19 protein-coding genes are annotated in these 21,950 nt (G+C 67.4%); 10 read left to right on the forward strand and 9 right to left on the reverse strand.

The genetic code is table 11. The features are described 5' to 3' along the window. Positions 1 to 148: 148 nt before the first annotated feature. The 3 genes from sufC to ACFDSW_RS06060 form a co-directional block, all read right to left on the reverse strand. Entirely contained in the window at positions 149 to 892 is a 744-nt protein-coding gene (gene sufC, locus ACFDSW_RS06050; RefSeq protein ID WP_375249378.1) for a Fe-S cluster assembly ATPase SufC, read from the reverse strand. A gap of 112 nt (positions 893 to 1,004) precedes the next feature. Then, positions 1,005 to 2,468: a Fe-S cluster assembly protein SufB gene (sufB, locus tag ACFDSW_RS06055; protein ID WP_375249379.1), complete on the reverse strand. Its 1,464-nt coding sequence runs from the start codon at positions 2,466 to 2,468 to the stop codon at positions 1,005 to 1,007. A 2-nt stretch (positions 2,469 to 2,470) separates the two neighbouring features. Further along, positions 2,471 to 2,938: an RrF2 family transcriptional regulator gene (locus ACFDSW_RS06060; RefSeq protein WP_375249380.1), complete on the reverse strand. Its 468-nt coding sequence runs from the start codon at positions 2,936 to 2,938 to the stop codon at positions 2,471 to 2,473. A gap of 370 nt (positions 2,939 to 3,308) precedes the next feature. On the opposite strand from ACFDSW_RS06060, the gene ACFDSW_RS06065 reads away from it, so the two are divergent. Next, on the forward strand, positions 3,309 to 4,340 hold the full coding sequence (locus ACFDSW_RS06065; protein WP_375249381.1) for a quinone-dependent dihydroorotate dehydrogenase: 1,032 nt from the start codon (positions 3,309 to 3,311) through the stop codon (positions 4,338 to 4,340). Between the two features lie 28 nt (positions 4,341 to 4,368). Here the strand turns inward: ACFDSW_RS06065 and ACFDSW_RS06070 are convergent, their stop codons facing one another. The 3 genes from ACFDSW_RS06070 to ACFDSW_RS06080 form a co-directional block, all read right to left on the reverse strand. Then, positions 4,369 to 4,917, reverse strand: a complete 549-nt coding sequence (locus ACFDSW_RS06070) for a superoxide dismutase family protein (RefSeq protein WP_375249382.1) — start codon at positions 4,915 to 4,917, stop codon at positions 4,369 to 4,371. A 65-nt stretch (positions 4,918 to 4,982) separates the two neighbouring features. Beyond that, positions 4,983 to 5,435 carry a MaoC family dehydratase gene (locus ACFDSW_RS06075; protein WP_375249383.1) on the reverse strand — a complete coding sequence of 151 codons (453 nt, stop codon included), beginning with the start codon at positions 5,433 to 5,435 and terminating at the stop codon, positions 4,983 to 4,985. A 15-nt stretch (positions 5,436 to 5,450) separates the two neighbouring features. Next, positions 5,451 to 6,320, reverse strand: a complete 870-nt coding sequence (locus ACFDSW_RS06080; RefSeq protein WP_375249384.1) for a CDP-alcohol phosphatidyltransferase family protein — start codon at positions 6,318 to 6,320, stop codon at positions 5,451 to 5,453. A 142-nt stretch (positions 6,321 to 6,462) separates the two neighbouring features. Between ACFDSW_RS06080 and ACFDSW_RS06085 the strand changes: the two genes are divergently transcribed. From ACFDSW_RS06085 to ACFDSW_RS06110, 6 genes are all read left to right on the forward strand, one after another. Beyond that, a complete protein-coding gene (locus ACFDSW_RS06085) occupies positions 6,463 to 7,569 on the forward strand; it encodes an inositol-3-phosphate synthase (protein ID WP_375249385.1) in 1,107 nt (368 codons plus the stop codon). A gap of 7 nt (positions 7,570 to 7,576) precedes the next feature. Then, on the forward strand, positions 7,577 to 8,308 hold the full coding sequence (locus ACFDSW_RS06090; RefSeq protein ID WP_375249386.1) for an NTP transferase domain-containing protein: 732 nt from the start codon (positions 7,577 to 7,579) through the stop codon (positions 8,306 to 8,308). A gap of 101 nt (positions 8,309 to 8,409) precedes the next feature. Further along, a complete protein-coding gene (locus ACFDSW_RS06095; RefSeq protein ID WP_375249387.1) occupies positions 8,410 to 8,622 on the forward strand; it encodes a hypothetical protein in 213 nt (70 codons plus the stop codon). Between the two features lie 126 nt (positions 8,623 to 8,748). Continuing rightward, positions 8,749 to 9,945, forward strand: a complete 1,197-nt coding sequence (locus ACFDSW_RS06100) for an acetyl-CoA C-acyltransferase (protein ID WP_375249388.1) — start codon at positions 8,749 to 8,751, stop codon at positions 9,943 to 9,945. 33 nt (positions 9,946 to 9,978) lie between these two features. Continuing rightward, positions 9,979 to 10,296, forward strand: a complete 318-nt coding sequence (locus ACFDSW_RS06105; protein WP_375249389.1) for a hypothetical protein — start codon at positions 9,979 to 9,981, stop codon at positions 10,294 to 10,296. Between the two features lie 177 nt (positions 10,297 to 10,473). Next, positions 10,474 to 10,617: a lmo0937 family membrane protein gene (locus ACFDSW_RS06110; protein WP_375249390.1), complete on the forward strand. Its 144-nt coding sequence runs from the start codon at positions 10,474 to 10,476 to the stop codon at positions 10,615 to 10,617. Between the two features lie 849 nt (positions 10,618 to 11,466). Here ACFDSW_RS06110 and ACFDSW_RS06115 read toward each other — a convergent pair. The 3 genes from ACFDSW_RS06115 to ACFDSW_RS06125 all read right to left on the reverse strand — a co-directional run bounded on the left by ACFDSW_RS06115 (position 11,467) and on the right by ACFDSW_RS06125 (position 15,297). Then, positions 11,467 to 12,786, reverse strand: a complete 1,320-nt coding sequence (locus ACFDSW_RS06115) for a dihydrolipoamide acetyltransferase family protein (protein WP_375249391.1) — start codon at positions 12,784 to 12,786, stop codon at positions 11,467 to 11,469. Between the two features lie 5 nt (positions 12,787 to 12,791). Further along, positions 12,792 to 13,796 carry an alpha-ketoacid dehydrogenase subunit beta gene (locus tag ACFDSW_RS06120; protein WP_375249396.1) on the reverse strand — a complete coding sequence of 335 codons (1,005 nt, stop codon included), beginning with the start codon at positions 13,794 to 13,796 and terminating at the stop codon, positions 12,792 to 12,794. A 193-nt stretch (positions 13,797 to 13,989) separates the two neighbouring features. Further along, complete coding sequence (locus ACFDSW_RS06125; RefSeq protein ID WP_375249392.1) at positions 13,990 to 15,297, reverse strand: 3-methyl-2-oxobutanoate dehydrogenase (2-methylpropanoyl-transferring) subunit alpha; 1,308 nt, start codon at positions 15,295 to 15,297, stop codon at positions 13,990 to 13,992. A 206-nt stretch (positions 15,298 to 15,503) separates the two neighbouring features. On the opposite strand from ACFDSW_RS06125, the gene ACFDSW_RS06130 reads away from it, so the two are divergent. The 3 genes from ACFDSW_RS06130 (at position 15,504) to ACFDSW_RS06140 (ending at position 21,767) form a co-directional block, all read left to right on the forward strand. Next, positions 15,504 to 16,271, forward strand: coding sequence for an ImuA family protein (locus ACFDSW_RS06130; protein WP_375249393.1), 768 nt, complete (start codon positions 15,504 to 15,506; stop codon positions 16,269 to 16,271). Continuing rightward, positions 16,183 to 18,276: a DUF6504 family protein gene (locus ACFDSW_RS06135; RefSeq protein WP_375249394.1), complete on the forward strand. Its 2,094-nt coding sequence runs from the start codon at positions 16,183 to 16,185 to the stop codon at positions 18,274 to 18,276. Before ACFDSW_RS06130 ends, ACFDSW_RS06135 begins: the two co-directional genes overlap by 89 nt. 221 nt (positions 18,277 to 18,497) lie before the next feature. Then, positions 18,498 to 21,767: an error-prone DNA polymerase gene (locus ACFDSW_RS06140; RefSeq protein ID WP_375249395.1), complete on the forward strand. Its 3,270-nt coding sequence runs from the start codon at positions 18,498 to 18,500 to the stop codon at positions 21,765 to 21,767. Positions 21,768 to 21,950 lie beyond the last annotated feature (183 nt).

Here is a 21,950-nt window from a genome sequence, read left to right on the forward strand (position 1 = left end):
CGTCGGGGCCAGCGCCGCCGCAGCGGCGACGCCCCCGAGATCAGCCCAGCGCCACGCCTCCTCGCGGTTCGAGGGCAGGTCGAGCACGCTCATGCCGCACTATCCCGAGGGCCGCGCGAAATCGCGCCGCCGTGCGCCATCGTCCCCATCACGCCGCCACTCCCGCGTAGCCCTCGCGCTCCAGTTCGTGCGCCAGTTCCGGCCCGCCCGACCGCGTGATGCGGCCGTCGGCGAGGACGTGGACACGATCGGGCTGCACGTAATCGAGCAGACGCTGGTAATGGGTGATGAGCAGCACCGCCTTGTCAGGCTTGCGCATGATGCGGTTGATCCCGTCGCCGACGATGCGCAGCGCGTCGATGTCGAGCCCGCTGTCGGTTTCGTCGAGGATCGCGAAGACGGGATCGATGATGCCCATCTGCACCATTTCGTTGCGCTTCTTCTCACCGCCCGAAAAGCCGACGTTCACCGGGCGCTTGAGCATGTCCTGCTGCAACCCGAGCGCATCGGCCTGCGCGCGCGCGACCTTGAGGAATTCCGCGCCCGACAGCGGCTTCTCCCCGCGCGCGCTGCGCTGCGCGTTGAGCGACTCGCGCAGGAACTGGACGTTCGATACGCCCGGAATTTCGACCGGATACTGAAAACCCAAAAACACACCGGCGGCGGCACGCTCGTGCGGCTCCTTCTCCAGCAGGTCCTCGTCCTTGAAAGTGATCGATCCGCCGGTCACTTCATAGCCCGGCCGCCCGCCAAGCACATAGCCGAGCGTCGACTTGCCCGCGCCGTTCGGCCCCATGATCGCATGGATCTCGCCCGCGTTCACCTCGAGCCACAGGCCCTTGAGGATTTCCTTGCCGTCGATCTCGGCGTGAAGGTTTTCAATCTTGAGCATTGCTTCCCAACCCGTCGCCCCTGCGCAGGCAGGGGCCTGTTTCTCTATCAACACGCCGTGTCGCTTCTGGCGACGACCACGGGCCCCCGCCTTCGCAGGAGCAGCGACGACCTCAGCCTACGCTACCCTCAAGGCTGATCCCCAGCAGCTTCTGCGCCTCGACCGCAAACTCCATCGGCAGCTGCTGCAGCACCTCGCGCGCGAAGCCGTTGACGATCAGCGCGACCGCCGCCTCGGCATCCAGCCCGCGCGACATGGCGTAGAACAGCTGGTCCTCGCTGATCTTGCTGGTGGTCGCCTCATGCTCGATCTGCGCCGAGGGGTTACGCACCTCGATATAGGGCACGGTGTGCGCGCCGCACTGATCCGACAGCAGCAAGGAATCACACTGCGTGAAGTTGCGCACGCCCTCCGCGGTCGGCGCGACGCGAACCAGGCCACGATAGGTGTTGTCCGAGCGCCCGGCGCTGATCCCCTTCGACACGATCGTCGACTTCGTATTCTTGCCGAGGTGAATCATCTTGGTGCCGGTATCAGCCTGCTGACGATTGTTGGTCACCGCGACCGAATAGAATTCGCCGACCGAGCCGTCGCCCGCCAGCACGCACGAGGGATATTTCCAGGTGATCGCGCTGCCGGTTTCCACCTGCGTCCACGATACCTTGCTGTTCCGTCCCTGACACAGCGCGCGCTTGGTGACGAAATTATATATGCCGCCGACGCCATTCTCATCGCCGGGATACCAGTTCTGGACGGTCGAATATTTGATCTCGGCATCGTCGAGCGCCACCAGCTCCACCACCGCCGCGTGCAGCTGGTTTTCGTCGCGCATCGGCGCGGTACAGCCTTCGAGATAGCTGACATAGGCGCCCTTGTCGGCGACGATCAGCGTGCGCTCGAACTGGCCGGTATTTTCCGCGTTGATGCGGAAATAGGTGCTCAATTCCATCGGGCAGCGAACGCCCTCGGGAATGTAGACGAAGGTGCCGTCGCTGAAGACCGCGCTGTTGAGCGTCGCGAAATAATTGTCGCGCTGCGGCACCACCTTGCCTAGCCACTTGCGGACCAGATCGGGATATTCGCGGATCGCCTCGCTGATCGAGCGGAAGATGACCCCTGCTTCCTCCAGTTCCTTGCGGAAGGTGGTCGCGACCGAGACGCTGTCGAACACCGCGTCGACCGCCACCTTGCGCGCGCCCTCGACCCCCGCGAGCACTTCCTGCTCCGCGATCGGAATGCCCAGCTTCTCATAGGTACGGCGAATCTCGGGATCGAGTTCGTCCAGCGACGCGATCGTCTTCTTCGCCTTCGGCTCGGCGTAATAATAGGCGTCCTGATAATCGATCGGCGGCACGTTGAGTTTTGCCCAGTCGGGCGCCTCCATCGTCTGCCACAGCCGGAACGCCTTCAGCCGCCAGTCGAGCATCCACCCCGGCTCGCCCTTCTTGGCGCTGATATAGCGGACGGTATCCTCGCTCAGCCCCTTCGGCGCGAAGTCCTGCTCCACCTCGGTGGCGAAGCCCCATTCGTACTTCTTGGCGACGACCGCATGGGCCTCGGCGTTCTTCGTGGCCATCGTTATGCCTCAACCTTCATCTGTTCGGCGCTTGCCTGTTCCCCCGCGAGCGATGCCCCGCCCACGTCCGACGCCAGCGAGGCGAGCGTGATGCCCGCCAACGCGCCCCGCACCGCGCGATTGACCGCATGCCAATGCGGCTTCACGCGGCAATGGCCCTCGATCGCGCAATCGATATGCCCCGCCTCGGCGCAGGCGGTCATCGCGATCGGCCCTTCGACCGCCTCGATGATATCCGCGAGCGTGATCGTCGAGGGCGGACGGGCAAGGCGGATGCCACCGCCGCTGCCGCGCACGCTGTCGATCAGCCCCGCCGCCGCCAGCCGGCTGACCAGCTTCTGCGCGGTCGGCAACGGCACGCCGGTTTCCTCCGCCAGCAGCGTCGCATTCATCCGCGCCAGCCCGCCACAATGCCGCGCGGTGGCGCTAAGCAGCACCACGGCATAATCGGTCAGGCTGGAAAGGCGCATCTTGTTGCGAACCGCTCTCAAATCGGATCAAATCGATCCGATTGGCAGATGGCAATGCCGGCGGGGAAAATCAACCGCCGTCGCGTCGATCAGCGCGATCGACAACGCCTGTGATGGTGCGGGGTGAGGCGGGAAAAAAGGGGCCGTCGCATCAAGCGACGACCCCTGGAAGGTAAAGGAACCTCCCGCAAAGGAAGCCCTTCGGGTCGCGACAGCGTTAAAGAACGAAAGCGCGACGAGTGATTGCATGGATTCGACAGAAGCATCGGCGTTTTTTACAAGTCGATCGCCGCTACCGTACCATCGGCTCCCCCGCCCTGGCGACATGGGGGCTTGATCTCCGCCCACGCGGCACCGAAACGGCGGCGGCATGAGCTTTCCGTTTCAGTCCGCGATCTTCGCACTCGATCCCGAGCGCGCCCATCACCTCGGGCTGCGCGCGCTGTCTGCCTGGGGCGCGCTGGGCTGCCCGCCGGCACGCGCCCTGCCGCACCTGCCGATCCGCGTCGCGGGGATCGACTTCGCGCACCCGATCGGACTGGCAGCAGGGCTAGACAAGGATGCCATCGCAATCCGGGGGCTGTTCGGTCTCGGCTTCGCCTCGGTCGAGGTCGGCACGCTCACACCGAAGCCGCAACCCGGCAATCCGCGCCCGCGGCTGTTCCGGCTGACGGAGGACCGGGCGATCATCAATCGCATGGGGTTCAACAACGGCGGCCTCGAGGCGGGCGTCGCGCGCGCCGCGGCGGCGAAGCGACCGGCCGGCGGCGTGCTGGGCATCAACGTCGGCGCCAACAAGGACGCCACCGATCGAATCGCCGACTATGTCGCTGGTGTGCGCGCGGCCGCGCCGGTGGCAGATTATGTGACGATCAACGTCAGCTCGCCCAACACGCCGGGGCTGCGCGACCTGCAACAGGGCGCGGCGCTGGCGGAACTGCTCGCCGCATGCCGGGCGGCGCGCGGCACCACCCCGCTATTCCTGAAGGTCGCCCCGGATCTCGACCATGCGATGATCGACGGTGTCGCCAGGGCGGCGATCGACGCCGGCGTCGATGCGGTGGTGATGGGCAATACGACCATCTCGCGCCCCGCGCTCGAAAGCCCCGATCGCGATCAAGTCGGCGGGCTGTCCGGCGCACCACTGCGGCTGCTGGCGCGCGCGCGGCTCGCCGATCTGCGGCGCGCCACGGGCGGTGTGATTCCGCTGATCGCGGCGGGCGGGATCGACAGCGGCGCGGAAGCCTATGCCCGGATTCGGGCCGGTGCCAGTCTGGTGCAGGTCTATTCGGCGCTGATCTACGAAGGCCCGGGCCTGCCCCGCCGGATCGTCGCCGATCTGGGCGAGTGCCTGCGCCGCGACGGGTTCGGATCGGTGGCGGAGGCGGTGGGGGCCGGCTGACCCGCCACCGCCCCCGCCCCCCGCCGGATCAGTTAGGCTGGAACACGCCGCACGCGATGCGGCTGCCCGAATTGCCGCTGGGATCGGTCCGCAGATCGTCCGGCTGCGCGTGGATCACCATCGCCGCACCATCGGCATCCATCAGGCCTGCCATGGTCGCGCCGGGAATCGTCACGCCGATCGTGCCACGGCCATCATTGGCGATCACCAGATTGGGCAGGTCGCCCTCATGCGGCCCCTGCGGATTCATCGCGCCATGCTTCGCCATCGTCGGGTTCCAATGGCCACCCGCCGTCTGGAAGTCGGGCGCGTCGCAACGGCCGACCGTATGGATATGGGCGCCGTGCGTGCCCGGCGGCATGCCCATCGCGTCGATCGTGAAGCGCAGCCCGCCCGCCACTTCGGTGGCGGTGGCGCGACCCGCCGGCGCGCCCGTCGCGGTCATCAGCGCGGCGCTCGCGCTCGTCCCGTTCGCGACGGGGGCGCCGGTTTCCATCTTGCCCTGGTCGTTGCACGCCGCCAGCGACAGCGCCGCCACGCCCAGCCCTGTCATGATCGCCAAATGCCGCATCGTCATTCCTCCTGTTTATCTGTCCCTACCGGGCAACCCGCGGCCCACCGGGCATGTTCCGGCGCGCGCCGTCAGGCGGGGCGCGCCATCATCAGCGCCGCGCGCGTCGTGCGGCAGATCACCTCGTCGCGCTGATTGATCCCGACATGCTCGAACGTCACCACCCCCTGGCCGGGGCGCGACGCGGAGGGGCGCAACGCCTTCACCTCGGTTTCGACGCGCACCGTATCACCCGCGAACACCGGCTTGGGAAACACCGTCTCGCTCATGCCAAGGTTGGCGACGGTGGTGCCGAACGTCGTATCCTGCACCGACAGGCCGATCACCAGCCCCAGCGTGAACAGTGAGTTCATCAGGGGACGGCCGAATTCGGTGGTGGCGGCATATTCGTGATCGATATGAATCGCCGCCGGATTGAACGTCAGCGAGGAAAACAGGATATTGTCCGTCTCGGTCACGGTGCGGCGCACCTCGTGCACGAACCGCTGACCCGTTTCGAACTGCTCAAACCATAAACCCGCCATCGCGATTCCTGTCCCTTACTGCCGATCCTGCGCGATCAGACGGGCGATCCGCCGACCGCTCGCCGCCGCCTGCATGATCGCGATCACCAATACGACGTTGAAGACGATGAGTTCGATCAAAAAGAACCATAAGGGCGAACCCGCGATCATGCTGAGCCCCAGCAGGATCGTCCGCGGGTTCGCGCCGATGATCGCCACCACCGGCAGGGTCGAACGGCCGGCCTGTTTCGCGATCTGCGCGATCCGCCGCCGTTCGGCGGGGTCGGCCTCCGCGCTGGCGACCAGCGCATTGACGCGCTGCGTCGGGCCGGACATCTTGCGCCACGCCCACAGATACAGGTTGGACAGCGCAACCCCGATCCCCTTGCCGTCGGATCGCGCGTTCTGCAGCCAGGGCACGCCATAGGCCCACCATTGATAGGTGCGGCGCTGGCTTTCGGCGAAGACCGACTGCACTGCCCGGCTGACCCCCGCGCCCACCGCCAGCGCCCAGGCCGCGCCACCGATCGAATCGTCCAGCCGTGCCGCGAGCAGGATATAGAGCACGCCGTGGCCGGCATAGTCACACAGCCCGTCGACGATCTCCCCCGATGGCGACGCCCGGCCCGACATCCGCGCGAGCGCCCCGTCCGCGCCATCGACGACATGCCATGACATGTGCAACGCCAGCCCCGCCGCGATCGCCAGCGGCGTCCCGACCAGCGCGTACAGCACGCCCGCCGCCATGACGATCACCGCGCCGGCGATCGACACCATGTTGGGCGTCACCGGGGTCGGCACCAGCGCTCGCGCGAGTCGGTGCGCGAGCGGATGATACAGGGTCCGGTTGAGCAGCCCCTGCAATTCCGGCGGCTTCCCGGCGGCAGTCGAATCGATTTCGGTCACGCGGCTCCCTCATTCTGCCCCCGTTGACGCGCCATACCGCGCACGGCGTCGCTTGACAGTTTTCACGTATCTGTCACGTAGCGGGGATGTTGTGGATCTCGAACGCTGACGTAGCGGCGCTTGGATGGGGCGGAAAGAAAGAATGAAGAAGATTAAGGTCGCGGTCATCGGCGTCGGTAACTGCGCCAGCAGCCTCGTTCAGGGCAAGTATCACTATGCCGGACGCAATACCGCAGCGGGGCTGATCCACGAAGATATCGGCGGATACAAGGTCGGCGATATCGAGTTCGTCGCGGCGTTCGACGTCGATAGCCGCAAGGTGGGCAAGGATCTGGGCGAGGCGATTTTCGCCAAGCCGAACTGCACCAAGATATTCCATGCCGACGTGCCCGCCACCGGCGTGACCGTGAAGATGGGCGCGAAGCTGGACGGTGTCGCCGCGCACATGCTGACCGCCGCCAACGATCGCGGTTTCGAGATCGACGATTCGCGCGACGCGAGCCGCGACGAGATCGTTGCCGAGCTGAAGGCGTCGGGTGCGGAGATTCTGGTCAACTTCCTCCCGGTCGGCAGCCAGGATGCGACCGAATTCTATATGGAATGCGCGCTGGAAGCGGGCCTGGGCGTGGTCAATTGCATGCCCGTGTTCATCGCTTCGCGTCCGGAGTGGGAGAAGAAATTCGCCGATGCCGGGCTGCCGATCGTCGGAGACGATGTGAAGGCGCAGGTCGGCGCGACGATCGTCCATCGCGTGCTTTCCAACCTGTTCGGCCAGCGCGGGGTGACGATCGATCACACCTATCAGCTGAACACCGGCGGCAACACCGACTTCATGAACATGCTCGACCGCAACCGGCTGGCGAGCAAGAAGGAGTCGAAGACCGAGGCGGTGCAGGCAGTGATCGCCGAGCGGCTCGCCGACGAGAACATCCACGTCGGCCCGTCCGACTACATCCCCTGGCTGGGTGACAACAAGCTGTGCTTCCTGCGGCTTGAGGGCGATCTGTTCGGCGGCGTGCCGATGAACCTCGAATTGCGCCTGTCGGTGGAAGACTCGCCCAATTCGGCGGCGGTCGTGGTCGACGCGATTCGCTGCGTGAAGCTGGGTCTGGAGCGTGGCGTCGGCGGCGCGCTGGAAGGTCCGTCGGCGTTCTTCTGCAAGCACCCGCCGCATCAGGTGACCGACGACGTCGCCGCCGCGATGACCGACGAATTCATCCACGGCGACGCGCGCCTCGCCGCCGAGTAAGCACGACGTGCACGCCCTGATCGTCGCGGCCGGCTTCGGCAGCCGGCTGCGTGCGGTATCGCCGTCGAAGCCGTTGACCCCGGTCAACGGCGTTCCGCTGATCGAGCGGGTCATCCGCGCGGCGAAAGACGGCGGGGCCACCGCCTTCACGATCGTCACCGGGCATGAAGCCGCGTTGGTGGAGGATTTCGCCCGCCACGCGGTCGACCGACTCGCCGTGCCGATCGTGACGGTCCGCACCGCCGACTGGACCTTGCCGAACGGCCATTCGGTGGTCAGCGGCGCTGATGTGATCGGAGCGCGGCGGCATCTGCTGATGATGGCGGATCACCTGGTGGACCCAGCGCTGATCGCGACGGTCATCGCCGCGCCCGATGCCGCACTGGTGCTGGGCGTCGATCGTCGGCTCGACAACCCCCTCGTCGATCTGGACGATGTCACCCGTGTTCGCAGCGAGGCGGGGCGGATCGTCGCGATAGGCAAGCACCTTCCCGATTACGACGCCTTCGACACCGGCGTGTTCGCGGTCGACGCGCGCTTTCACGATGCGTTGCGCGGATCGATCGCGCGTGGCGGCGCTGGCTCTATCTCGGCGGGGGTCGAGGCGCTGGCCGCGCACGGAAAGGCGATGACGGTCGACATCGGCGACCGCTGGTGGCTCGACGTCGACGATCCCCGCGCGCTGGAACAGGCCGAGGCCGCGCTGGCGATGAACGATCGGTACGCCTACGCCGCATGAGGCGAGGCCGGACCGGCAAGAAAATGTAACCCGCGAGTAGCGGAACGGCGCCACCCCGCGCATCATTCCTGCGTCGGACGATGACCACGCAGGAGCCGATAATGACCGACACGCCAAAGCGCCGCGCGCGCATCTTCACCGGCTGGCCCGCGCTGGCGATCGTGGCCGTGCTGATCGTCGGCGCCCTGTATCTCACCCTCACGCGCGAGGATGCCCGGCTGAAGCCTGCGACGGGCTCGGCCCGCGCGATGGCGCTGGCGGCGGAACCGGGTGAGCGCCCGGCCGAACGCCCCGCCGACACGCGCCGGGACTGATCATCCACCGGCCGCTCCCGCAGGCTACGGCAAAGGCGGCCGATCACGCACCCGTTCCGCAGAACGATTGCCCTTGGCGCGCGTCGCGCCTACCCCCGACCCCAAGATATGAGGGAGAGGCCGGTCATGCGCGAAGCCGCTATCGTTTCCACCGCCCGCACCGGGATCGGGCGCGCCTATCGTGGTTACTTCAATGCCACCGAGGCGCCCGTGCTCGCGGGCCATGTGATGAATGCCGCGGTGGAACGCGCGGGGATCGATCCGGCGCGGATCGACGACGTCTTCTGGGGCGTCGGCAATCAATGGGGTACGCAGGGTGGCAATGCCGGACGGATGGCGATCTTCGCGGGTCGCCTGCCGCAATCGGTGCCCGCCTTCACGCTCGACCGCAAATGCGGTTCGGGGCTGACGGCGGTAGCGCTCGCCGCGCGCTCGATCATCGCGGGCGATATCGACGTGGCGCTGGCGGGCGGGATGGAATCGATCAGCCATACGGTCACGAAAGACGCCCCCCGCTACGTCAACCAGAGCGTGACCGACCAAGTGCCCGCAGCCTATATTCCGATGATCGAAACCGCCGAGATCGTCGCGGAACGCTACCATATCTCGCGAGAGGCGCAGGACGCTTATGGCGCGCAGAGCCAGCAGCGCGCCGCCGCCGGGCTCGACAATGGGGCATTCGTCGAGGAAATCGCACCTATCACGGTGGAAAAGGCGCTCTTCGACAAGGAGGGCAACCGCACCGGCAGCGAAACCGTGACCGTCACCCAGGACGAAGGCATCCGTCCGGGCACCACGCTGGAGGCACTGCGGTCGCTAAAAACCGTCTGGGCGGGCGGCGCCTTTTCCGGCCCTGGCAGCCATATCACGGCCGGCAACGCAAGCCAGTTGTCGGACGGCGCGGCGGCGCAGATCGTCATGGACCGCGCCACCGCCGAGGCGGAAAATCGTCCGATCCTGGGTATCTATCGCGGATTTCAGGCGGCGGGCTGCGCCCCCGACGAAATGGGCATCGGGCCGGTCTTCGCGATTCCGAAGCTGCTCGATCGCGCGGGTCTGTCCGTCGCCGATATCGGTCTATGGGAACTGAACGAAGCGTTCGCGTCACAATGCCTGTATTGCCGTGACCATCTGGGGATCGATCCCGACAAATATAACGTCGATGGCGGCGCCATCGCGGTCGGCCATCCGTTCGGCATGACCGGCAGCCGGCTGGTCGGCCATGCGCTGATCGAAGGACGCAAGCGCGGGGTGCGATATGTCGTCGTGTCGATGTGCACCGCGGGCGGCATGGGCGCGGCGGGGCTGTTCGAGATCGTGTGAGGATCGGGCCGACGGGTTGGGCGTTGATGCTGCATGACCGATCCGATCGACCCGCAGCACCAACGCAAACCCGCCTTCGACAAGGAGAGCGGCAAGTTCGGCCAAGGCTATACGCTCGAAGACGAGCGGCGGCTTGGCACGCAGATGCCCGCCGGATCGGTCGCGCCCCGGCCGTCGCAGGTTGACGATCAGGATCCGGCGATGCCCCCGGAAAATGGCCGCCGCGCCTCGTTCGATCCGGTCACCGGCGAGGTGCGTGGCAGCGGCGCAGGCGCTGGCGGCGAGAATCCCGGAGAGGATATGGAAGCGGATCGCGCCGGCGGCGACGGAACGCCCGAAACGGGGCGATAAAGCAACGTCGACCGGCTAGTCACTGCGCGCATCGGGATATGACGATCCTCCCGGCCAGTGGCCGGGAGCCAGTCGTCGATACCCCCTAACATGCATTGTATCGAAACATTGCCGAGGCGCGGAACTCGGTTCGTGAGCGCAACGTTTCTCCTGTAACTCAAGAGGAGAGATGCCGCGATGTTGTGGACAATTGTTGCGATCCTGCTGATCCTGTGGCTGCTCGGCTTCGGCTTCCATATCGCCGGCGGCCTGATCCACATCCTGCTGGTCGTCGCGCTGGTGGTGGGCCTGATCCAGCTTTTCTCCGGTCGGCGCGTTTGACCTATAGCCGGCGACGCGCAGCCAGAGTGCGGTCGCGTCGTCGCTGGCCTTGAAGCGCGGAAAACGGCGGCACGCGGCATCGTCGCGTTCGATCGTGCGTAGTTCGACGGCGAGCGTGGCGAGCCCGTGACTTTCCACTGCCGCGAAAAAGCCGTTCGCATCATAGGCACCATAAGCGTCGATCAGCGCGGAGAAGCCGTCGCTCATCAGCAGCAGCTCATCACCGGGCGCCACCGCGGTCCCGCCATAGTGGACAGCAGCTGAGGCGGCGGCGGCGTCGACGCCCAGCACGCGACGACCGGGCCGCATCCGTGCGCGGCGTCGGTCCTCCAGCACCGCCGGGCTGCGCAGCTTCTGCGCACCGATGCCGTCGCCCAGCGCCGCGGCATCCGCGCTTTCACTCGCCCGATCGGGCATCGGCGTCACCCATTGCACCGTTTCGCCGCGCCGATGCAGGATGGCGCAATCGGCCGCCCAAGCCGCCTCGATACGATCGCCGGCCAATTGCGCGGCCGCAAAGGCGGCACTCGGCAATTCCCATGCCGCCGCCGGCGCGCGCCGCCGCTCCTGCGCGAACCGCCGTTCGACATCGGCGAATACCGCCTCGCACGTGCCGCGAACGGTTTCGGCCAGCGAGGTGCCGAACGCCGCATCCGCCGCCGCCGCCAGCCATGCCGCGCCGCCCTGGTCCCCCAGCAACCCCGGCGGGCCGAGATCGGTCGCGCCATCGATCACCCAGGCGTGGCCCGCCGTCGCCCCGCCCCGGTCGTCGTTCGGGGTGGTGGCGTCGCCGCACAGGCTGAGCGTCTGGATCAGGTCGAGGTGCATGGGCGACCCCATGCACCGGGATCAGTCAGCGAACAACAGCACAGGCGTTTCGAGCAGCTTTCTGAGCGCCTGCACATAGCTGGCGGCATCCCAGCCATCGACGACCCGGTGGTCGCAGCTGATCGACAGGTTCATCAACTTCGCGCGAACGATATCGTCGCCCACGAAGACCGGGCGTTCGACGATCTTGTTCGGGCCGATGATCGCCACTTCCGGCCGGTTGATGACCGGCGTCGTCGCGATCCCACCGAGCGGGCCGAGCGAGGTGACGGTGATCGTCCCGCCGCCCATTTCCTGCGGGGTCAATTTGCCGGCGCGCGCCGCCTCCGCCAGCCGGGTGATCTCGCTCGCCAATTGCCAGACATTGCGATCCTGCGCGTCGCGGATCACCGGCACCGTCAACCCGGCGTCGGTCTGCGTCGCCATGCCCAGATGCACCCGGCCCGAGCGGGTCACCACCCCCGCCTCATCGTCGTAGCGCGCGTTGAGCATCGGAAAGTCGGGCAGCGTGCGGCAGATCGCCACGATCAGCAGCGGTAGCATCGTCAGCTTCGGCCGCTGGCCGCGATTGGCGTTCAGATCGGCGCGAACACGCTCCAGCTCGGTCACGTCGATTTCATCGACATAGGTGAAGTGCGGAATATGGCGCTTCGCCGCGGCCATATTCTCGGCGATGCGGCGGCGCATGCCGATGACACGCACCTGCTCGTCCTCCCGCGCGCGGCTGGCATGCGGGGCGTGATAACCGCTGCCGCCATTGTAGCGCAGATAGGCATCCAGATCGGCGTGCCGGATACGATCACCCTCGGCGATGCGCACGTGCGACAGATCGACCCCAAGGTCCCGCGCGCGAGCGCGGACGGCGGGGGAAGCGAGGACGGGCTTGTCCTCCCCAACCCGAGGAGGGGGACCGTCCTCCCCGGCGGGCGGCGCAGGCGGGGCCGACACAAGCGGGGCGGCGGAAGGCACCGCCCCCGCCCCACCGGCGTCACCGACGTCGTCGGCAGCCGCCCCGCCCGTCTCGGGGAGGCTCGCTTCCTCAACACCGGGATTCTCGGCCTCAAGCGTTTCCGCCTCGGTGGCGGGCGCCGAGCCCTCGCCCTCGGTTTCGATCACCACCAACGCCGCACCGATCGACACTTGATCGCCGACCTCACCCGCCAGTTCGACCACGACACCGGACACCGGCGATTCCATCTCGACCGTCGCCTTGTCGGTCATCATATCGGCGATCTGCTGGTCTTCCTCGACGCGATCGCCGACCGCGACGTGCCAGGCCACGATCTCCGCCTCGGAAATGCCCTCGCCGATGTCCGGCAGCTTGAAGGTGAAACGCGCCATCTGCCTCAATCCTTGAGAATTTTCTTGAGCGCCTGGCCAATACGGACCGGGCCGGGGAAATAGGCCCATTCCAGGCTGTGCGGATAGGGCGTGTCGAAGCCGGTGACCCGCTCGACCGGTGCCTCGAGATGATAGAAACACCGCTCCTGCACCAGCGCCGCCAATTCGGCGCCGAAGCCGCTGGTGCGGGTCGCCTCATGGACGATCATGCAGCGCCCGGTCTTCTTCACGCTCGCCTCGATCGTCTCGATATCCAGCGGCACCAGCGTGCGCAGGTCGACGATCTCGGCATCGATCCCGGTGTCAGCCACCACCTGCGCGCAAACGTGCACCATCGTGCCATAGGCGAGCATCGTCACCGCCTCGCCGTGGCGCACCACGTTCGCCTGTCCGAGCGGGATCTTGTAGTAACCGCCGGGCACGTCGCCGGCGGGGTGCTTCGACCAATTCTCCGCCGGACGGTCCCAATGGCCATTGAACGGACCGTTGTAGATCCGCTTCGGCTCGAAGAAGATCACCGGATCATTGTCCTCGATCGCCGCGATCAGCAGGCCCTTGGCATCATAGGGGGTCGACGGGATGACCGTCTTCACGCCGGAAACATGGGTGAAGATACCCTCGGGCGATTGCGAGTGCGTCTGCCCGCCGAAGATGCCGCCGCCGAACGGCGATCGCACCGTCAGCGGTGCGGTGAATTCGCCGCCCGACCGATAGCGCAGCCGCGCCGCCTCGCTGACCAGCTGGTCGAGCGCGGGATAGATATAATCGGCGAACTGGATCTCCGGCACCGGGCGCAGGCCATAGGCGCCCATCCCGACCGCGACGCCGATGATCCCGCATTCGGTGATCGGGGTGTCGAAGACGCGGGTCTTGCCATATTTCTTCTGCAGCCCCGCCGTGGCGCGGAAAACGCCGCCGAAATAGCCGACGTCCTCGCCCATCACGACGATCGACGAATCGCGCGCCATCGCGACATCCATGGCGGAGTTGATCGCCTGGATCATATTCATGCGGGTAATGTCGCCCGCGTCATTCTCGATTACGTCGGTCATAGCGTGTTTCCAGAAGCCTCCCCGGCAAGGGGAAGGGAACCGCGGCGGATCAGCGCGGTGGTGGAGGGGGCGGGCCGTGGAGCATGGCGCTGGCGGAGAATCCTCTCCCCCGATCTGCGGCTGCTGCCCCTCGCCGTTCCGAGGGGGATGGTCACTTCCGGTCCCATGGCCGGCCGCTCGCGGTTTCCTCGGCCATCATCTGCGCCTGCTGCTCGCGCAGATGCCATGGCATCTCCTCGAACACGCCGTCGAACAGGGTGTCGAGCGGCTGGTGCAGGCCATGGCCCAGGATGCCGTTCTTCTCGGCATCCTTCTGCGCCGCCTTCACCTGTTCGGCCACCTCGCGGTCCATCGCGGCATGGCGTTCCTCGTCCCACTCGCCGATCAGGATCAGATGATCCTTCAGCCGGCGGATCGGATCACCCAGCGGCCAGGCGGTCGGCTCCCCGGCGGAGCGGTATTGCGACGGGTCATCCGACGTCGAATGGCCCTCGGCGCGATAGGTGAAATGTTCGATCAGCGTCGGCCCGGCGTTGGTACGCGCGCGCTCCGCTGCCCAGGCGGTCGCGGCATAGACCGCCAGCGCGTCATTGCCGTCGACCCGCAGCCCGGCGATGCCATAGCCGATCGCCCGTGCGGCAAAGGTGGTCGCCTCCGCACCCGCGAAGCCCGAAAAGCTGCTGATCGCCCATTGATTGTTGACGACGTTGAAGATCACCGGCGCGCGATAGACGGTGGCGAAGGTCAGCGCGGAGTGGAAATCGCCCTCCGCGGTGCTGCCCTCGCCGCACCAGGTCGCGGCGATTCGCGTATCGCCCTTCGAGGCGCTCGCCATCGCCCAGCCGACCGCCTGCGGATATTGCGTCGTCAGGTTGCCCGAGATCGAAAAGAAGCCGAAGCGCTTTTCCGAATACATGATCGGCAGCTGCTTGCCCTGCAGCTTGTCGCCGGTGTTCGAATAGATCTGGTTCATCATATCTACCAGCGGACAGCCGCGCGCGATCAACAGGCCCTGCTGGCGATAGGACGGGAAGCACATGTCCTCGTCGTCCAGCGCATGCGCGGCGGCGACCGCGACCGCCTCCTCGCCCAGCGACTTCATGTAGAAGCTGGTCTTGCCCTGCCGCTGTGCGCGGAACATCCGTTCATCGAACGCGCGCACCAGCGCCATGTGGCGCAGCAGGCGACGCAGCGTGTCCGGCGCCAGCTGCGGATTCCACGGCCCGACCGCGCGGCCCTCTTCATCGAGGACGCGCACCATCGTGTAGGAAAGGTCGGTGAATTCCTGCGCCGGCGCGGCGGTATCGGGGCGACGGACACTGCCCGCGGCGGGCACGTCGACCGCGGCGAAATCCACCGTGTCGCCGGGGCGGAACTTGGGCTCCGGCACGTGCAGCGACAACGGCTGCAGATTGCTCAGCGGCTTCAGGTTGCTCAGGGAAGGCGGAACGTCACCCAAGTCACTCTCCTCGACGTCACCCGATGCGATGGCGACACATCCACTTAGTTTCGAGCGACAGTAATAATATTTCAAGAGAAGGGAAAGGGGTTTGACGCCCGCCCGCGCCGGGACACGTCAAAAACATTGCCGCGCCAACGGATTGACTCGACTCGACCGATGCGAACAAAATAGGAACGAACATTCCCATTGGGAGTCGTGTCACCGTGTCCGAACCGAGCGTCCTCCAGTCCCTGCGCGACACGCTCCGCGCGATCGAGGGCAATGGCCATCGTCGGCGCGCGGTTCTGCCGTTCGGCGCCGAGCGGATCGATTCGCGGCTCGCCGATGGCGGGCTGCGGCTAGATGCGCTGCATGAGGTGGCGGCCGCGACTCCCGGGATGGGGGACGATGCCTCCGCCACATTGTTCCTTGCCGGGATCGCCGCGCGCGCCTGGGGGCCAGTGCTGTGGGTGGTGCGCCGGCGCGACCTGTTCGCACCCGGCCTCTATCAGTCCGGCCTGTCGCCCGATCGCGTTCTCTATGCCGAAGCGGCGGACGATGCCGAGGTGCTGGCGCTGATGGAGGAAGGGTTGCGGCATCGCGCGCTGGGCGCGGTGATCGGCGAAACGCGGCGGGCGGCGATGGCCTCGACCCGGCGGTTGCAGCTTGCGGCGGAAAACGGACGCACCATCGCCTTGCTCCTCAAACGGCATGCCAGGGAGGGGGCGGATCCGCTGGCGGTTCCCTCCGCCGCGGTGACTCGCTGGCGAGTCGCCTCGGCGCCGTCCACTCCCCTGCCCAGCGCGCCTTATGCGCTCACCGGCATCGGCCGGGCGCGCTGGGACATCGATCTTGTCCGCCAGCGCGGTGGCGAGCCCTTTCAGCTACTTGTGGAGGCCTGCGATGAAACGGGTCGCATCGCTCTACCTGCCCGAATGGTCGATCGACCTGTTGCGGCGGGCGGAGCCGTCGCTCGCACCGCCGCGGCCTGACCGGGTCGCCCCCGGGGCCTTCAAGCCCGGCTGGACCGCGATCAAGCAGCGGTGCGATGCGGAACAGGGCGGCAAGCAATGCGATGCTCCCCGCAACAGCGGCTGGCGCCCCGGCGCGAAATGGGCACGCGGCAGCAGCGAGGCGGAAGGCGCCACCTGGGCGGGCGAGACACGTCGCGACGTCGCGCGCCGCATCGCCGCACTGCCCGCGCATCAGCGCCCGCCGATGCGCGAGATGGGACGCCGCAGCGAAGCGGCGGACCATCCCTACAAGCGGCTGCCTGGGGATGATGGGACGAAGGCGGGCGGCTGGCCTGAACCGGCGGGGGTGCCGATCCCCTCGCGCGCCGCGAAGCAGCACCGCCCCGGCTCGAACGATCCCGGCGCGGCCATGAAGGAGGTCGCCGCCTTCCTCGATACCGGGCGCAGCACCGCTGCCACGGTCGCGCGGGTCCGCCCGCCCGATCACGTGCCGCCCGCCCCACCCCAAGACGGCGCGTCCCCGCTTGTCACGGTGCAGAAAACGGGTAGCCGGATAGAGGTGGCCGCCGCCTCCCCGGCCGCGCGGGCATTGGGCATCATCCCCGGCATGGCGCTGACGCAGGTGCGCGCCGCCACGCCCGAGGTGATCGTGCGCGATGCCGATCCCGACGGCGATGCGCGGGCGCTGCGCCGGCTGGCGATCCTGCTGGCACGACGCTGGACCCCGGTGGTGGCGATCGCGGATGCGCAGTCCCTGTTTCTCGATATCAGCGGCGTGGCGCATCTGCACGGCGGCGAGCACGCACTGGCGCGGCGGATCGTGCGGCTGCTGGCGCGTGGCGGCATCACCGCGCGGATCGGCATCGCGGATACGACAGGCGCGGCCTGGGCGTGCGCGCATCACGCTTTGCCCGATACCGATGGCGTCGCCCTGCTGCCCGGTGGCGATACGATCGACGCCATCGCGCCGCTGCCGGCCGAGGCGCTACGGATCGACGCGCGCGCGCTGGAACTGCTCCGCCGTCTGGGGGTGGAGACGGTGGCGGAGGTGGTGGCAATGCCGCGCGCGCCGCTGGTGCGGCGGTTTGGGGCGGCGTTCGTCACGCGCATCGATCAGGCCAGCGGACAGGTTGCCGAGCCGCTCGATCCCATCATCCCCCCGGTCGCGATCACGGTGGAGCAGCGTTTCGCGGAACCATTGCTGACCGCCGAGCCGATCGCCTATTGGATCGGGCAATTGGTCCAGCGGCTGGCGGACGAACTCGCCAAGGCGGGCCGCGGCGCGCGCACGCTGGTGCTGGCGGCGGCGCGGATCGACACACACGTCCAGACGATCCGCATCGGGCTGGCGCGCGCGACGCGGACGCCGGATCATCTGCTTCGGCTGCTGGTACGACGGATCGACCGACTCGACCCCGGATTCGGGATCGAGGCACTGACGCTGCACGTCCAGCGCGCCGATCCCCTGGGAGCGGAGGCGTTCGACGGCGATCTGGCGGAGGGAGAGCGGCCTGATCTGGCGCCGCTGGTCGATGCGATCGTCAACCGCATCGGCACACGCCGGCTGTGGCGCGCGCGCGCGATCGATAGTGACGTGCCCGAACGCTCGGTCGGCGGCGCCGCGCCGCTCGACCCGCCGGAACGGGCGGCTCCGTCCTGGCGCCGCGACGATGTCCGCCGGCTCGACCAGCGCGGGCAGGATCACCCCTGGCATCCCCGCTGGCCTCGCCCGGCACGGCTGCTGCGCCGGCCCGAGCCGGTCGACAACGTCATGGCGGGATTTCCCGATCAGCCGCCGCGCCGCTTCACCTGGCGCGGGGTGACGCATCGCATCGTGCGCGGCGACGGGCCGGAACGGATCACCGGCGAATGGTGGCGGCGCAGCGGCGAGCGCGACGCGATACGCGATTATTATCAGGTCGAGGATGAGGACGGCCGCCGCTTCTGGCTGTTCCGCCGCGGCGACGGCGAACGCGCGGCCACCGGCGACCTTTCATGGTATGTGCATGGCACATTCGGCTGACCCCCGCTCACAGGGGCGATCACAGGCGCGCGTCGACCGCCTTCTGATGCCCCGCGACGGCGCAGGACAGAATCGTCGCATCGACGGCAAGCATGACGGCGATCAGCGCGCTGCATTTCGTCGATCAGTGTCAGGTATTTCGCTTTGAACTCGGTCGCGCTCGCCACCTTGCCCATCGCGGCACCTCATAATCCGTACAAGCTACATAGTCAGAATCGGCCGTGACATACAGCGAGCTGCAGGTCACCACGCATTTCTCGTTCCTGCGCGGCGCGTCGTCGTGCGAGGAATTGTTCGCCGCCGCCGCGCTGATGGAGATGCCCGCGCTGGGGATCGTCGATCGCAATTCGGTCGCCGGGGTGGTCCGTGCGCTCTACGCCAGCGAACAGGTGGCGAAGGAGCACGGGCAGCATGTCCGCGCGATCCCGGGATGCCGGCTCGACCTGGTCGACGGCACCGGCATCCTGGTCTGGCCGGAGGATCGCGCCGGCTGGACGCGGCTGACCCGGCTGCTGTCGCGCGGCAAGAACCGCGCCGACCCGAAGCGCGGCGAAAAAGGGCGATGCTTCCTGCACTGGGACGATGTCGCCGACGCCGCAGAGGGGCTGGTGGCCGCGCTGGTACCGGGAGAGGACGGTCCCGATCCGGCGGCGCTGCGCTGGATGGCGGACGTATTCGGCGCGCGCGGCCATGTCTGCCTGACACCGCAGCGCCGCCCCGGCGAGGCGTTGCGCTGGCACGAGGCGGATCGTGCCGCACGCACGCACGGCCTGACCCCGCTCGCCACCGGCGACGTGCTGTACCACCACCCCGATCGCCGCATGTTGCAGGACGTCGTCACCGCGATCCGCGAGAAATGCACGATCGACGAACTGGGGCTGCGACGCGAACGCCACGCCGATCGCCATCTGAAACCACCGCAGGCGATGGCGCGGCTGTTCCGCCATCATCCAGATGCGCTGCTGGCGGTGGAGGCGATCGTGGAACGCTGCACCTTCTCGCTGCGCGACCTGAGCTACCAATATCCGCAGGAAGCGGTGATCCCCGGCAAGACCCCGCAACAGGCGCTGGCGACGCTGGCGTGGAACGGGTTGCGCCAGCGTTTCGCGGGCGATCCGCCGCTCCCCTATCGCGAGAAGCTGGAGCATGAACTGCGGCTGGTCGAGAAGATGGGCTATGCGCCCTATTTCCTGACCGTCAACTCGATCGTGCAATATGCGCGCAGCCAGGAAATCCTGTGCCAGGGGCGCGGCTCGGCGGCCAATTCGGTGATCTGCTTCGTGCTGGGCATCACTTCGATCGATCCGGTCAAGCACCAGTTGCTGTTCGAGCGCTTCGTCTCGGAAGAACGCAGCGAACCACCCGACATCGACGTCGATTTCGAACATGAACGACGCGAGGAAGTGATCCAGTGGATCTACGAAAGCTACGGCCGCGACCATGCCGCGCTGACCGCGGTGGTCAGCCGCTTTCGTACACGCGGGGCGATCCGCGAGGTCGGCAAGGTGCTGGGCCTGCCCGAGGACATGACCGGCGCGCTGGCATCGCAGGTATGGGGCTGGTCGAACGAAGGCGTGCCGACCGCGCACGTCACGGCGCTGAATCTCGATGCGGGCGAACCCCGGCTCGCGCTCGCGCTGGAACTGGCGAAGGAACTGATCGGCACGCCACGCCACCTGTCGCAGCATCCCGGCGGTTTCGTGCTGACCCGCGCCCCGCTCCATGATCTCGTCCCGATCGAGCCCGCCGCGATGGAAGAGCGGCATGTGATCGAATGGGAGAAGAACGATATCGAGGAACTCGGCTTCATGAAGGTCGATATCCTGGGGCTTGGCATGCTCGGCTGCATGCGGCGCGCGTTCGACCTGCTGGCGGAGCACAAGGGCGTTGCGATGACGCTGTCCAGCCCGGCGTTGCAGGAGGACGATCCGGCCACCTATGCGATGATCCAGGAGGCGGATACGCTGGGGGTGTTCCAGATCGAAAGCCGTGCGCAGATGAGCATGCTGCCACGGATGAAGCCAAAGAAATTCTACGACATCGCGATCCAGGTCGCGATCGTGCGGCCCGGCCCGATCCAAGGCGACATGGTCCACCCCTATCTGAAGCGCCGTGAGGGCAAGGAGCCGATCGAATATCCCAGCCCGGCCTTGCGCGTGGTGCTGGAAAAGACGCTGGGCATTCCGCTGTTCCAGGAACAGGCGATGCAGGTCGCGATCATCGGCGCCAATTTCACCCCCGGCGAGGCCGACGAGCTGCGCCGCGCGATGGCGACGTTCAAGCTGACCGGTGGTGTCGGACGTTTCCATGCCAAGCTGGTCGACGGCATGCGCGTGAACGGCATTTCGCCGGTCTTCGCCGAACGACTGGTCAAGCAGATCGAGGGGTTCGGCAGCTATGGCTTTCCCGAAAGCCATGCCGCCAGCTTCGCCAAGATCGCCTATGCCTCGTCATGGATGAAATGCCATCATCCCGACGTCTTCTGCGCCGCGCTGCTGAATGCGCAGCCGATGGGCTTCTACGCCCCGGCGCAGATCGTGCGCGACGCGCGTGACCATGGGGTCGTCATCCGCCCGGTCTGCGTGCTCGACAGCGACTGGGACACTACGCTGGTCGGTCCGGCGGGGGCGGCGCGGCATGCGCTGCGGCTGGGGCTGCGGATCGTCAACGGCCTGTCGGGCGAGGATGCCGGCCGCATCCTGTCGGCACGGGCGCAGGCGCGCTTCGGCTCGATCGAGGATATCTGGCGCCGCTCGGGCGTGCCACTGGCGACGCTGGAGAAGCTGGCACGGGCCGACGCCTTCCATGCGCTGGGTCTGGACCGGCGGCAGGCGTTGTGGACGATCCGCGGGCTGGGCGAGGCGCCGTTGCCGCTGCTCGCCGGGATCGAGCGGCGCGAGGAGCCGGTCACGCTCGCGCGGCTGACCGGCGGGCGCGAGGTGGTGGAGGATTATCGCGCCACGCAATTGTCGCTGCGCGCGCACCCGCTATCGTTCCTGCGCGACGGACTGGCGGCACAGCGCATCGTCCGCTGCGCCGAACTAGGCGCATATGATGGCCGGCATGTCGAGGTCGCCGGCATCATCCTGGTGCGGCAGCGCCCGGGATCAGCCAAGGGCGTGCTGTTCATCACCATCGAGGACGAAACCGGGGTCGCCAACGGCATCCTGTGGCCCGATCGGTTCGAGGCACAGCGCCGCACCGTGATGTCCGCCGCGATGGTCAGCTTGAAGGGCCGGGTGCAGAAGGAGGGCAAGGTGATCCACGTGATCGTCGACCGCGTCCTCGATCGCACCCCGTTGCTGCGTTCGGTCGGCGATATCGACGCGCTCCCCAGCCTGGTCGCGCGCGGCGACGGCGCGACGCATCCCGGCGCGCCGGATCGTGGCGACAAGGGCTACAGGCAGCCGGTTTGGCGCCCCCGATCGGACTATCATTACCGGGAGCGGGTGGAGGATGTGATCCCGATCCGCAGCCACGATTTCCACTGAAGCACGGCGTACCACGGCGCGCGAGGCCCTGGCCTCCACTCGCGCGACGGCTACCGCCGGCCTGACGACAAGGGGGCCATTGGACGCCCGCGATGAGGAAAGTGGGAGGCTTCTGTTGCCCGGTGCCTCCCGTACCGCTGGAATCCCCTTCTGTTGCCCGGTGGGGTCCAACCGCGCTATTTT

The organism is Sphingomonas sp. (genome assembly GCF_042091075.1).
Classification (GTDB): domain Bacteria; phylum Pseudomonadota; class Alphaproteobacteria; order Sphingomonadales; family Sphingomonadaceae; genus Sphingomonas.

Bases quoted from the DNA above. Each gene is read 5' to 3' on its own strand.
- ACFDSW_RS06105 (WP_375249389.1), top strand. From the start codon at position 9,979: ATGACCGATCCGATCGACCCGCAGCACCAACGCAAACCCGCCTTCGAC.
- ACFDSW_RS06135 (WP_375249394.1), top strand. From the start codon at position 16,183: ATGAAACGGGTCGCATCGCTCTACCTGCCCGAATGGTCGATCGACCTG.
- ACFDSW_RS06085 (WP_375249385.1), top strand. From the start codon at position 6,463: ATGAAGAAGATTAAGGTCGCGGTCATCGGCGTCGGTAACTGCGCCAGC.
- ACFDSW_RS06065 (WP_375249381.1), top strand. From the start codon at position 3,309: ATGAGCTTTCCGTTTCAGTCCGCGATCTTCGCACTCGATCCCGAGCGC.
- sufB (WP_375249379.1), bottom strand. From the start codon at position 2,468: ATGGCCACGAAGAACGCCGAGGCCCATGCGGTCGTCGCCAAGAAGTAC.
- ACFDSW_RS06110 (WP_375249390.1), top strand. From the start codon at position 10,474: ATGTTGTGGACAATTGTTGCGATCCTGCTGATCCTGTGGCTGCTCGGC.
- ACFDSW_RS06075 (WP_375249383.1), bottom strand. From the start codon at position 5,435: ATGGCGGGTTTATGGTTTGAGCAGTTCGAAACGGGTCAGCGGTTCGTG.
- ACFDSW_RS06060 (WP_375249380.1), bottom strand. From the start codon at position 2,938: ATGCGCCTTTCCAGCCTGACCGATTATGCCGTGGTGCTGCTTAGCGCC.
- ACFDSW_RS06070 (WP_375249382.1), bottom strand. From the start codon at position 4,917: ATGACGATGCGGCATTTGGCGATCATGACAGGGCTGGGCGTGGCGGCG.
- ACFDSW_RS06100 (WP_375249388.1), top strand. From the start codon at position 8,749: ATGCGCGAAGCCGCTATCGTTTCCACCGCCCGCACCGGGATCGGGCGC.
- ACFDSW_RS06095 (WP_375249387.1), top strand. From the start codon at position 8,410: ATGACCGACACGCCAAAGCGCCGCGCGCGCATCTTCACCGGCTGGCCC.
- ACFDSW_RS06115 (WP_375249391.1), bottom strand. From the start codon at position 12,786: ATGGCGCGTTTCACCTTCAAGCTGCCGGACATCGGCGAGGGCATTTCC.
- sufC (WP_375249378.1), bottom strand. From the start codon at position 892: ATGCTCAAGATTGAAAACCTTCACGCCGAGATCGACGGCAAGGAAATC.
- ACFDSW_RS06120 (WP_375249396.1), bottom strand. From the start codon at position 13,796: ATGAATATGATCCAGGCGATCAACTCCGCCATGGATGTCGCGATGGCG.